Annotated in this window: 10 protein-coding genes; 8 read left to right on the top strand and 2 right to left on the bottom strand. The window is 71.9% G+C overall.

Translation table 11 applies throughout. The annotated features are described in order from the left end of the window. Positions 1-9 precede the first annotated feature (9 nt). Complete coding sequence (locus ABT171_RS20395; protein ID WP_351245689.1) at positions 10-2217, top strand: MMPL family transporter; 2208 nt, start codon at positions 10-12, stop codon at positions 2215-2217. A 43-nt stretch (positions 2218-2260) separates the two neighbouring features. Beyond that, positions 2261-3337, top strand: a complete 1077-nt coding sequence (locus ABT171_RS20400) for a zinc-dependent alcohol dehydrogenase family protein (protein ID WP_351245691.1) — start codon at positions 2261-2263, stop codon at positions 3335-3337. Here ABT171_RS20400 and ABT171_RS20405 read toward each other — a convergent pair. Beyond that, positions 3285-3848 carry a GNAT family N-acetyltransferase gene (locus ABT171_RS20405; protein ID WP_351245693.1) on the bottom strand — a complete coding sequence of 188 codons (564 nt, stop codon included), beginning with the start codon at positions 3846-3848 and terminating at the stop codon, positions 3285-3287. The genes ABT171_RS20400 and ABT171_RS20405 overlap by 53 nt on opposite strands. A 52-nt stretch (positions 3849-3900) precedes the next feature. Continuing rightward, entirely contained in the window at positions 3901-4101 is a 201-nt protein-coding gene (locus ABT171_RS20410) for a helix-turn-helix transcriptional regulator (RefSeq protein WP_351217265.1), read from the bottom strand. A gap of 305 nt (positions 4102-4406) precedes the next feature. Here ABT171_RS20410 and iolC point away from each other — a divergent pair, with 305 nt between their 5' ends. The 6 genes from iolC to ABT171_RS20440 all read left to right on the top strand — a co-directional run bounded on the left by iolC (position 4407) and on the right by ABT171_RS20440 (position 12615). Continuing rightward, the gene (gene iolC, locus ABT171_RS20415; protein WP_351245695.1) at positions 4407-5357 is read left to right on the top strand and encodes a 5-dehydro-2-deoxygluconokinase; all 951 of its coding nucleotides are present in this window, start codon (positions 4407-4409) and stop codon (positions 5355-5357) included. A gap of 443 nt (positions 5358-5800) precedes the next feature. Next, positions 5801-6670, top strand: coding sequence for a Cgl0159 family (beta/alpha)8-fold protein (locus tag ABT171_RS20420; protein WP_351246003.1), 870 nt, complete (start codon positions 5801-5803; stop codon positions 6668-6670). Positions 6671-6677: 7 nt separating this feature from the next. Beyond that, complete coding sequence (gene iolB / locus ABT171_RS20425) at positions 6678-7502, top strand: 5-deoxy-glucuronate isomerase (protein WP_351245697.1); 825 nt, start codon at positions 6678-6680, stop codon at positions 7500-7502. Next, entirely contained in the window at positions 7499-9376 is a 1878-nt protein-coding gene (gene iolD, locus ABT171_RS20430; RefSeq protein ID WP_351245699.1) for a 3D-(3,5/4)-trihydroxycyclohexane-1,2-dione acylhydrolase (decyclizing), read from the top strand. The genes iolB and iolD overlap by 4 nt, the downstream gene beginning before the upstream one ends. Positions 9377-9392: 16 nt before the next feature. Next, positions 9393-10895, top strand: a complete 1503-nt coding sequence (gene mmsA / locus ABT171_RS20435) for a CoA-acylating methylmalonate-semialdehyde dehydrogenase (protein WP_351245701.1) — start codon at positions 9393-9395, stop codon at positions 10893-10895. Positions 10896-11196: 301 nt separating this feature from the next. Beyond that, the gene (locus ABT171_RS20440; RefSeq protein WP_351245703.1) at positions 11197-12615 is read left to right on the top strand and encodes an APC family permease; all 1419 of its coding nucleotides are present in this window, start codon (positions 11197-11199) and stop codon (positions 12613-12615) included. Positions 12616-12645 lie beyond the last annotated feature (30 nt).

Below are 12645 nucleotides of genomic sequence, written 5' to 3' on the forward strand. Positions count from 1 at the left end.
CACCGCACGATGACCGAAGTCAACACGCCACCGCGGACAGCGGAGGCGGCGCCGGAAGAGGCTCCGCCCCGCACCGGCCGGCACACCCTCCGGTGGACCCCCGTGGTCACCGCGCGGCCGCGCTTGTCGCTGCTGGTGGCCCTGCTGCTCACCGCGCTCGCCGTGCTGGCCGGCAGCGGGGTCGCGGACCGCCTCGGCAGCGGAGGCTGGGAGGACCCGGCCGCCGAGTCGACGTACGCGACCAAGGCGCTGGAGCGCGCGTTCCCCGCCTCCCAGCCGAACCTGCTGCTCCTGGTCGACTCGGGCGGCGCCTCGGTCGACGATCCGGCGGTCGCCGCCGAGGCCCGCGACCTGGCCGGTCGGCTGGCGGGGGAGAAGGGCGTGACCGGCGTCGGCTCCTACTGGCAGAGCAGGTCACCGGCCCTGCGCGCCAAGGACGGCCACGAGGCGCTGATCGCCGCGCGCATCACCGGCGACGAGACCGCGATGGGCCGGACCCTCGACCGCGTCGCGCCCCGCTACCGGGGCACGCACGGCCCGGTCCGGGTGAAGCTCGGCGGCATCGTCGCCGTCCGGCACGAGATGCAGACGATCATCAAGGAGGATCTGACCCGCGCCGAGCTGATCGCCCTGCCGATCACCCTCGTCCTGCTCGTGATGGTCTTCGGCAGCGCCGTCGCGGCCCTGCTGCCGCTCGGCATCGGCATCGTCGCCATCCTCGGCACCAACGCCGTCCTGCGCGGCCTCACGGCCTTCACCGACGTCTCCGTCTTCGCGCTCAACCTCACCACGGCCCTCGGTCTCGGCCTGGCCATCGACTACGCCCTGTTCATCGTCCGGCGCTACCGCGAGGAACTGTCCACGGGCGCCGACCCCTCGACCGCGGTCGGCGCGACCCTGCGCACGGCCGGGCGCACGGTGTTCTTCTCCGCCCTCACGGTGGCGGTGTCCCTGGCCGCCATGATGGTCTTCCCGCAGTACTTCCTGCGGTCCTTCGCCTACGCCGGCATCGCCGTGGTCCTGCTCGCCGCGGCCGCCGCCCTGATCCTGCTGCCGGCCGCACTGGTCCTGCTCGGCCACCGGGTCAACTCCCTGGACCTGCGCCGCCTCCTGCGCCGGCGCCGCGGCCCGGAGCCCGCCGACGGGACGGCCTGGGCGCGGACCGCCGGCCTGGTGATGCGCCGCGCCCCGCTCTTCGCCCTCGGCACCACCGTCCTGCTGGTCACCCTCGGGCTGCCCTTCCTGGGCGTGAAGTTCGGCACCGCCGACGACCGCCAGCTCCCCTCGACCGCCGAGTCCCACGTGGTGCAGGAGCACATCAGGGAAGGCTTCCCCGGCAGCCCCGGCGGCGGCCTGGAGGTCCTCGCCGAGGGCAGGGCCACCGAGTCCCAGTACGCCGCGTACAAGCAGCAGATGGCCGCCCTGCCCGAGGTGGCCCGGGTCGACGGCCCGCTGGTCAAAGGGAACTCCGCCTACTTCACGGTGCAGCCCGGAGGAGAAGCCGTGGACGAGGCGGCCCAGCGCCTGGTCGGCGACCTGCGCGCCCTGCACGCCCCCTTCGGCACCAAGGTGACCGGCACGGCCGCCGTCCTCGTCGACACCAAGCACGCGATAGCCCAGCGCCTGCCCTGGGCGGCCGGCTTCATCGCCGTCGTCACCCTCCTGCTGGTCTTCCTGCTCACCGGAAGCGTGCTGATACCCGTGCAGGCCGTGGTGCTCAACGCGCTCAGCCTGACCGCCATGTTCGGCGCCGTGGTCTGGGTCTTCCAGGACGGCCATCTGTCCGGAGCCCTCGGCTTCACCAGCTCCGGCTCCATCGAGACCACCCTGCCCGTGCTGATGTTCTGCGTGGCCTTCGGGCTCTCCATGGACTATGGCGTGTTCCTGCTCTCCCGCATCAAGGAGGAGTACGACCGCACGGGCGACCACGACGCGGCGGTACGGCACGGAGTCCAGCGCACCGGCGGGCTGATCACCGCGGCGGCGGTCATCCTCGCGGTGGTGATGGTTGCGATCGGCACGTCCCGGGTGACCAACACGAAGATGCTCGGCCTGGGCATCGCGCTCGCCGTGCTGATGGACGCGATGGTCGTCCGGAGCCTGCTGGTACCGGCGATCATGCGGCTCACGGGGAGGGCCACTTGGTGGGCGCCGGCGCCGTTGCGGCGCTTCCACGAACGGTTCGGTGTCAGCGAGGGTGCCCCTCGAAGGACCTAGTCCTTCCCATGGATCTCCGTGGAGGTTCCCGAAAGGAGCGCGCATGCGAGCCGTTGTCTTCGAACGATACGGCGCCCCCGCCGAGGTGCGAGAGGTGCCCGACCCCCGACCGGCCGACCACGGAGTCGTCGTACGGGTCGAGGCGACGGGCCTCTGCCGTAGTGACTGGCACGGCTGGATGGGCCACGACCCCGACATCACGCTGCCGCACGTGCCCGGGCATGAACTCGCCGGTGTCGTCGAGGCAGTGGGCCCCCGCGTGACCGGGTGGCGGCCCGGCGACCGGGTCACCGTGCCGTTCGTCTGCGCCTGCGGCACCTGTCCGGCCTGCGCCGCGGGCGACCAGCAGGTGTGCGAACGCCAGACCCAGCCCGGCTTCCACCACTGGGGCTCCTTCGCCGAGTACGTCGCGCTCGACCACGCCGACGTCAACCTGGTGGCGATCCCGGACGGCATGGCGTACTCCACCGCCGCCGCCCTCGGCTGCCGCTTCGCCACCGCCTTCCGCGCGGTGGTGCAGCGGGGCCGGGTGGCGGCGGGGGAGTGGGTCGCGGTGCACGGCTGCGGCGGGGTCGGACTGTCGGCCGTGATGATCGCGGCGGCGTCGGGGGCGCGCGTGGTCGCCGTCGACGTGTCACCGGAAGCCCTCGACCTGGCACGGAGGGCCGGCGCCGCGGAGTGCGTGGACGCGACCGGTGTCGCCGGCCCGGCCGCCGCCGTCCGTGAGCTGACCGGCGGCGGAGCCCATCTCTCCCTGGACGCCCTCGGCTCGGCCGCCACCTGCGCGGCCTCCGTGAACGGCCTGCGCCGGCGCGGCCGGCACGTCCAGGTGGGGCTGCTGCCCTCGGCCGACGGCACCACCCCCGTACCGATGGCCCGCGCCATCGCCCTGGAGCTGGAACTCCTCGGCAGTCACGGCATGGCCGCCCACGCCTACCCCGGCATGCTCGGCCTGGTCCGTTCCGGCGTCCTGCGCCCCGGCCTCCTGGTGACGTCCGTCATCACGCTCGACGCGACACCGGCGGCCCTCGCGGCGATGGGTGCGGCACCGGGGGCGGGGGTCACGGTCATCGAGCCGTGGAACCGGCAGCGGCCCACTCCCGGTCCAGGATCGACATGATCACCTCGTCGGCCCAGGCGCCGTCCCGCTGCTGGACCTCTCGCCGTACGCCCTCGACCACGAAACCGACCTTCTCGTAGACCCGCCGGGCCCGTGCGTTGTGGCCGTACACGTCCAACTGGATGCGGTGCAGGCCGAGTTGCTCGAAGCCGTGTCCGACGAGCAGCCGGGTGGCCTCGGTGCCGATGCCCCGGCCGCGGCCCCGGGGGCCGATGAGTGTGCGGAAGGTGCAGTTCCGGGCGGTCGGGTCGTAGTCGTACAGGACGGCCTCGCCCAGGACCTCCCCGGTCTCGGGGTCGGTGACGGCGAGGTCGAGACGGTCGGGGGCGGTGGCCCGGGAGCCGTACCAGGACCGGAGCCGTTCCCGGGTGAGCTCGGTGGACGGCTCGAAGGTGAAACGGATGACCTCGGGGTCGGCGATGATCTGCCCCATGATGCCGGCATCGGCCTCGGTGAAGGGCCGCAGGACGGTCTTCCGGCCGGTCAGGGTGGGTTTGACGGAGAAGCTCATGGCGTGACTGTGCCCCACCCGGCAGATGGGGCGCAGTCGAATAACGGGCAGATCAGTCCGGCCGGCGGCCGCGGTTGCCGGGCCGGGAGGCGACCCAGGCGCGGACGGTGTCGGCGTACCAGTAGGGCTTGCCGCCCTCCACGTGGTCGGGCGGGGGCAGCAGCCCGTGCTTGCGATAGGACCGTACGGTGTCCGGCTGCACTCTGATGTGCGCCGCGATCTCCTTGTAGGACCAGAGCCTTTGGTCGGTCATGAGTCGCACCTCCCTGCACGCGCCGCAGCGGCGACCGGGGGCGGTCGTCGGGGGAGCCGGGCGCTGCGCTGGCGATCACCAAGCCTGTGTCCGGTGAACGACGCAGAGTGACCGCGGGACAGTGCCTGTCGAGACGGTGTGACGCACAGCGGCGTACTTGTGACATGTGTGACGCGAACGAGGTGTTTGTGACACGGCTGCCGCCAGGTACAGGCGACCTCTGGTCCGAATGTCTGGACAAAACATTGACAGGGCTCGGCGTGCGGGGCTAGAAAGCCGGGGAGAGCCACGACGAAGGGAAGCCGATGGCCTACGACCTGATCACCATGGGGCGGATCGGAGTGGACCTCTACCCGCTGCAGACCGGTGTCCCGCTCGCCCAGGTGTCGTCCTTCGGCAAGTTCCTCGGCGGGTCGGCGACGAATGTCGCGGTCGCCGCGGCCCGGCTCGGCCGGCACACGGCCGTGATCACCCGCACCGGCGACGACCCGTTCGGCGCCTACCTGCACGAGGCGCTGCGCGGCTTCGGCGTCGACGACCGCTGGGTGACCCCGGTCCCCGGGCTGCCGACCCCGGTCACCTTCTGCGAGGTCTTCCCGCCGGACGACTTCCCGCTCTACTTCTACCGGCAGCCCAAGGCGCCCGACCTGGAGATCGACGCCCATGAGCTGGACCTCGACGCCATCCGTGCGGCCCGTGTCTTCTGGGTCACCGGTACCGGCCTGAGCGAGGAGCCCAGCCGTACGGCCACCCTCGCGGCGCTCGCCCACCGGGCGAAGGCGGGCACGACGGTCTTCGATCTCGACTGGCGGCCCATGTTCTGGGCCCATCCCGACGAGGCCCGGCCCTTCTACGCCGAGGCCCTGAAACACACGACCGTCGCCGTCGGAAACCTGGACGAGGTGGAGGTCGCCACCGGCGTGCGCGACCCGCACGCGGCGGCCAGGGCGCTCCTTGCGGCCGGCGTCGAGATGGCCGTCGTCAAGCAGGGGCCGAAGGGCGTGCTCGCCGTCAGCCGCGACGGCGACTCGGCCGAGGTGCCGCCGCTGCCGGTCGACGTCCTCAACGGCCTCGGCGCCGGAGACGCCTTCGGCGGCTCCCTCTGCCACGGCCTCCTCGAAGGCTGGGACCTGGAGACGATCATGCGGCACGCCAACGCCGCCGGCGCCATCGTCGCCTCCCGCCTGGAGTGCTCCTCCGCGATGCCCACCCCGGACGAGGTGGCCGCCGCGCTCGACGCCGGAGCGGTGCTGTGAGGGCCGGCCGGGTCACAGGCACCCGCACCGAGGGCGGCGCGGGCCGCGAAGCCACCACAGCCCCCCACCGGGAGGGTGCCGCAGGCACGGACTCCGATGCGGCCGTGGTCCCCGACCGGGAGGGTGCCGCAGGCGCGGACTCCGATGCGGCCGTGGTCCCCGACCGGGAGGGTGCCGCAGGCACGGACTCCGATGCGGCCGTGGTCCCCGACCGGGAGGGTGCCGCAGGCGCGGGCGCCGACGCCACCACAGCCCCCCGCCGCGAGCGCGCCGCAGGCACCGGCTCCGAGGCGGCCGTGGTCTCCCACCGCCCGGGGGCCGCAGATGCTGACTCCGATGCGGCCACAGCCCCCCGTCGCCAAAGCGCCGCAGGCACCGGCGCCGACGCCACCACAGCCCCCCACCGCGAGCGCGCCGCAGGCTCCCCGGGCTTCCGTGTCGACGTGGCCGAACTCGTCCGTATCCGCACCCACCACCCCGAGGCGATCGCCGAGGCCGCCGTCCGCCGGGCCCGCCGCCCGCTGCTGAACGACCGCGGCCGGCTGATGATCGTCGCCGCCGACCACCCGGCCCGCGGCGCGCTGGGTGTCGGCGACCGCAAGCTCGCCATGGCCAACCGCGCCGACCTGCTGGAACGGCTGTGCCTGGCACTGTCCAGGCCCGGCGTCGACGGGGTGCTCGCCACCGCCGACATCCTGGACGACCTGCTGCTGCTCGGCGCCCTCGACCACAAGGTGGTCATGGGTTCCATGAACCGCGGCGGACTGCAGGGGGCCAGCTTCGAGCTGGACGACCGCTTCACCGGGCACCGCCCCGAGGACCTCCAGCGGCTCGGCTTCGACGCGGGCAAGCTGCTGCTGCGCATCGACTACGACGACCCCGGCTCCCTGACCACCCTGGAGTCCACCGCCCACGCCATCGACGAGATGGCCGCGCGCCGGCTGCCGGTCTTCGTCGAGCCGTTCATCAGCCGTCGCACGTCCGGCGGAACGGTGCGCAACGACCTGTCCGCCGACGCGGTCACCAAGTCCATCGCCATCGCCTCCGGCCTCGGCGGATCCTCCGCCTACACCTGGCTGAAGGTGCCCGTCACCGAGAACCCCGACGACATGGCCCGCGTGATGGAGACCTCCACCCTCCCGGCCGTGCTCCTCGGCGGCGATGTCGCGGGCGACCAGGAGAAGGCGTACGAGAAGTGGCGCGGCGCGCTGCAACTCCCCACCGTGCGCGGCCTGGTGGTCGGCCGCTCACTGCTGTACCCGGCGGACGGCGACGTGGCCGCCGCCGTGGACACCGCCGTAGGACTGCTGTGAGGGCCGTATGACCAGCACCGACCTGCACCTGCCCCGGGGCGCCACCGCGAACGCCCACTACGCCGTCGACATCGGCCCCAAGGAGGCCGGCTGGACGCACAGCAGCCTGCGTGTCGTCGAGTTGGCGCCCGGCGGCAGCCATACCTTCACCACCGGGGACAGTGAGTGGATCGTGCTTCCGCTACAAGGCGGATGTACCGTACAAATTGAGGATAACGAGTTCCAACTCCTGGGACGGGACAGCGTGTTCGCGAACGTGTCCGACTTCGTGTACGCGCCCCGGGACACCCGGGTCCAGATCGCCTCCGGCGCGGGAGGCCGCTTCGCCCTGGCAGGAGCGAAGTGCGAGCGACGACTCCCCGCCCGCTACGGCCCCGCGCCGGAGGTCCCCGTCGAGGAGCGCGGCAGCGGCACATGCGCCCGCCGGGTGCGCAACTTCGCCTCCGCCGACTCCTTCGACTGCGACAGGCTGATCGCCGTCGAGGTGATCACGCCGGGCGGCAACTGGTCCTCGTACCCGCCGCACAAGCACGACGAGCACCGGCCCGGCGAGGAGTCCGAGCTGGAGGAGATCTACTACTTCGAGATCGACGGCCCGGACGGTCTCGGCTACCAGCGCGTGTTCCCCTCGCGCGAGGGCGGCGCGGACGTCCTCGCCGAGGTCCGCTCCGGCGACGCCGTCCTCGTCCCCGACGGATGGCACGGCCCGTCCATCGCCCAGCCGGGGCACGACATGTACTACCTGAACGTCATGGCGGGTCCGGGCGAGACCCGGGAGTGGCGGATCTGCTTCCACCCCGACCACGTAGAGAGCACAGGGGGCTACCGATGACGATCCGGCTGACCGTCGCCCAGGCACTCGTCCGTTTCCTCGCCGCCCAGTACACCGAACGCGACGGCGAGCGGCGGCGGCTGATCGGCGCCACCTGGGGCATCTTCGGCCACGGCAATGTCGCGGGGATCGGCCAGGCGCTGATCGAGTACCAGGACGTGATGCCGTACCACCAGGGCCGCAACGAGCAGTCCATGGTGCACGCGGCCGTCGGCTACGCCCGCCAGTCGAACCGCCTGTCCACGCACGCGGTGACGACGTCGATCGGCCCGGGTGCGACCAACCTGGTCACGGGCGCCGCGCTGGCCACCGTCAACCACCTCCCGGTGCTGCTCCTGCCCGGCGACGTCTTCGCCACCCGCCCCGCCGACCCGGTCCTGCAGCAGCTGGAGGTGCCGTACGCGGGTGATGTGTCGGTCAACGACACCCTGCGCCCGGTGTCGAAGTACTTCGACCGCATCACCCGCCCGGAGGCCCTGATCCCGTCCGCTCTGCAGGCGATGCGGGTGCTCACCGACCCGGTGGAGACCGGCGCGGTCACCCTCGCGATGCCGCAGGACGTGCAGGCGGAGGCCTTCGACTGGCCGGAGGAGTTCTTCGCCGAGCGCGTGTGGACCGTACGACGGCCGGGCGCGGACCCGACCGAGCTGGCCGAGGCGGTGCGGGCGGTCCGCGCCGCGAGCAGGCCGCTGGTCATCGCGGGCGGCGGCGTCCACCACAGCCGCGCCGAGGCGGCCCTCGCCGAGTTCGCCTCGGCCACCCGCATCCCGGTCGCCTCCACCCAGGCCGGCAAGGGCTCTCTGCGCTACGACCATCCGCAGGACGTCGGCGGCATCGGCCACACCGGCACCGCGACCGCCGACGAACTGGCCCGCACCGCGGACCTGGTGATCGGCGTCGGCACCCGGTACACCGACTTCACCACGGCCTCCGGCACCCTCTTCGAGAACCCGGACGTCCGCTTCCTCAACCTCAACATCGCCCCCTACGACGGCCACAAGCTGGCCGGGCTCCCGCTGGTCGCGGACGCCCGCAGCGGCCTGGGCGAGCTGACGGAAGCGCTGGTGATGCACGGGCACAAGGTGCCCGACGGGTACGTCGCCGAGTACACCGAGGACAAGGAGCGCTGGGAGCAGCGCGTCGACGCCTGCTTCGAGGCCGGCGAGACCGACGTACGGCCGACCCAGCCGCAGGTCGTCGGCGCCCTGGACGCCCTGGTGGACGAGTCCGACATCATCATCAACGCGGCCGGCTCGCTCCCGGGCGACCTGCACAAGCTGTGGCGGGCGCGGTCGGCGGACCAGTACCACCTGGAGTACGGCTACTCCTGCATGGGCTACGAGATCCCGGCCGCGCTCGGCGTGAAGCTCGCCGCACCCGAGCGGAACGTATGGGCGCTCGTCGGCGACGGCACGTATCTGATGATGCCGACGGAGATCGTGACCGCCGTGCAGGAGGGCATCGCCATCAAGGTGCTGCTGGTGCAGAACCACGGGTACGCGTCCATCGGCGGGCTGTCGGAGTCGGTGGGCGGCGAGCGGTTCGGCACCGACTACCGCTACACCTCGGACGACGGCACCTTCACCGGCGCCCCGCTGCCCGTGGACCTCGCCGCGAACGCGGCCAGCCTCGGCATGCGGGTGCTGCGCGCGAGGACCGTAGGGGACCTGCGCGGGGCGCTCGCGAAGGCGCGGGCCGCCGACACTCCCACATGTGTCTACGTGGAGACCGAAACGTCCGACACTGTGTCGGGCGCGCCTCCGGCGCAGGCCTGGTGGGATGTTCCTGTGGCCGAGACCGCGACCCGACCGTCGGCGGTCAAGGCCCGTGAGCTGTACGAACGGCACGTCTCGACCCGACGCCGCCATCTGTGAGAAGGAGTCTCTGGGCATGACGAAGATCGTCAACCACTGGATCGGCGGGAAGACCGTCGAAGGCGCGTCGGGCACGTACGGGCCGGTCACCGACCCGGCGACCGGCGCGGTCACCACGAAGGTCGCGTTCGCGTCGGTCGAGGAGGTGGACGCGGCGGTAGGGGCCGCCAAGGACGCCTTCGCCACCTGGGGCCGGTCGTCGCTGGCCCAGCGGACCGCCATCCTCTTCCGGTTCCGGGCGCTGCTGGACGCCCACCGCGACGAGATCGCCGAGCTGATCACCGCCGAGCACGGCAAGGTGCACTCGGACGCGCTCGGCGAGGTCGCGCGCGGCCTGGAGATCGTCGACCTGGCCTGCGGCATCAACGTCCAGCTGAAGGGCGAGCTGTCCACGGAGGTCGCGAGCCGGGTGGACGTCTCGTCCATCCGCCAGCCGCTCGGTGTCGTCGCCGGTATCACGCCGTTCAACTTCCCGGCGATGGTCCCGATGTGGATGTTCCCGATCGCCGTCGCGTGCGGCAACACGTTCGTGCTGAAGCCGAGCGAGAAGGACCCGTCGGCGTCCATCCGGATCGCCGAGCTGCTGAGCGAGGCCGGGCTGCCGGACGGCGTCTTCAACGTCGTGCACGGCGACAAGGTGGCCGTCGACCGCCTGCTGGAGCACCCGGACGTCAAGGCCGTCTCCTTCGTCGGCTCGACCCCGATCGCCCGCTACATCCACACCACCGCCTCCGCCGCCGGCAAGCGCGTGCAGGCCCTCGGCGGTGCCAAGAACCACATGCTGGTGCTGCCGGACGCCGACCTGGACGCGGCGGCCGACGCGGCGGTGTCCGCCGCCTACGGTTCCGCGGGCGAGCGCTGCATGGCCATCTCCGCGGTCGTGGCCGTGGGCGCAATCGGTGACACGCTGGTGGAGAAGATCCGCGAGCGCGCGGAGAAGATCAAGATCGGTCCTGGCAACGACCCGGCGTCCGAGATGGGCCCGCTGATCACCGCCGCCCACCGTGACAAGGTGGCCTCGTATGTCTCCGGCGCCGCCGCCGAGGGCGCGGAGGTCGTGCTCGACGGCACCGGATACACCGTCGAGGGCTTCGAGGACGGCCACTGGATCGGCATCTCGTTGCTGGACAAGGTGCCGACCAGCGCCAGGGCCTACCAGGACGAGATCTTCGGCCCGGTGCTGTGCGTCCTGCGCGTCGACACCTACGAGGAGGGCGTGGCCCTCATCAACGCCTCACCGTTCGGCAACGGCACCGCGATCTTCACCCGGGACGGCGGCGCGGCCCGTCGCTTCCAGCTGGAGATCGAGGCGGGCATGGTCGGCGTGAACGTCCCGATCCCGGTCCCCGTCGGCTACCACTCCTTCGGTGGCTGGAAGGACTCGCTCTTCGGCGACCACCACATCTACGGCAACGACGGCACGCACTTCTACACCCGCGGCAAGGTCGTCACCACCCGCTGGCCCGACCCCGCCGACGCCCCGGCGGGCGTGGACCTGGGCTTCCCGCGCAACCACTGAGCGCCCTCGCAAGCGCCGCCGAGGCCGTCCGTCATACGGACGGCCTCACTTTTTTGCGGCGGGCCGCTGCGGTTCCCGTACGGCCGGAAAAGGCACGACAGGCGGAGCATTTGGCGCGGGAATCGGTTTCTAGATCGCGATTTTCCTGCGGATTCCGTAGGTGAACACCCATTGACGCGGTGGTTTTCGTGGGGGTTCTCTATGCAGCGCCGGGAGCGGACGAGTGAACACAGACGATCCGCCGGAGGCGATAGCGCTCCCGTCCCCCACCTCAGTCACACGAGTCGATCGGAACCGCCGCATGACCGACACGCTCCCCCCTGTCGACACAGCCGTCACAGAGGCTTCTGACAGCCCCCAGAAGCTCAAGCGATCGATCGGCGTCGTCGGCGGCACCCTGCTCACCCTCTCGTGCGTCACGCCCGCCTCCACGCTCTTCGTGATCGTGCCCGACCTGTTCGCCGGCCTGGGGACCGCGACGGCGCTCTGTATCGCCATCGGCGCGCTGCTCTGTATCCCCGTGGCGTTCTGCTACTCGGAGCTGGGCACCCTCATCCCCAGCGCGGGCGGCGAGTACGCCATCGTCTCCACGCTGGCCGGGCGCCTCGCCGGCTGGCTGGCCTTCGTGATGTCGCTGCTCGTCGTGATGATCGTCCCTCCGGTCATCGCGATGGGCACCGCCGACTACCTCGCCCCGGTCATCCACCTCGACCCGGCCTTGACGGGCGCCGGCGTGATGATCGCGGCCACCCTCGCCGGTCTGCTGGACCTGCGCGCCAACGCCTGGATCACCGGCATCTTCCTGGTCCTGGAGGTCGTCGCCGCCGGTGTGGTGGCCGTGCTCGGCTTCAGCCACGCCCACCGCGGTGCGGGCAGCCTCGTGGGATCCCTCCAGACGGCCGGCGAGCACGCGCACATCAACCCGGTCACGGCCATGATGGTGCTCTCCGGACTCGCCATCGCCCTCTTCGCCACCCAGGGGTTCTCCACCGCCGTCTACCTCTCCGAGGAGCTGGAGAACCCGCGCCGCAGCGTCGCCCGCACCGTCCTCGCCACGCTCGCCATCTCCAGCGTGGTCATCCTGGTGCCGGTCGTGGCGATCACCCTGGGCGCCGGTGACCTCAAGGCCCTGACCGGCGGCGACATCTCCAGCATGGTCATCGCCTGGAGCAACTCGGCCGTCGGCACCTTCGTCAGCCTGTGCGTCGCCCTCGCGATCATCAACGCGGGCATCGTCATGGTCATCCAGAACTCCCGCGTCCTGTTCGCCTCCGCCCGCGACAAGGCCTGGCCCGCGCCGGTCAACAAGGCCTTGGCCAAGCTGGGCCGGTTCGGCTCTCCGTGGGTCGCCACCCTCGTCGTCGGCGTCCCCGGCGCCTTCCTCTGCTTCGTCAACCTGGACACGCTCTACGGCGTCACCGGGGTCGCCGTCACCGGCCTGTACCTGCTGGTCGCGATCGCCGCGCTGCTCGGCCGCCGCGGGGCGCACGGCGGCAAGCAGGCGTGGCGGATGCCGCTGTGGCCGGCCATGCCGGTCCTGCTGATCGCGGTCCTCGTCTACATCCTGGTCGAGCAGGACCCGTCGTACCTGTGGTGGACCGGCGGCATCACCGCCGTCGCCACCCTCTACTGGGCCTTCTACCTCCGCCCGCGCCGTGAGACCCGGTGGCTGGTCTCCCTGCCGGAGGACGTCCGGCGCGCCGAGGAGACGGTGGCGTAAGGCCGCTGTACCACGCCTGCGGTACGCCGG

The sequence above is a fragment of the Streptomyces sp. NPDC001851 genome, from assembly GCF_040297165.1.
Lineage (GTDB): Bacteria > Actinomycetota > Actinomycetes > Streptomycetales > Streptomycetaceae > Streptomyces.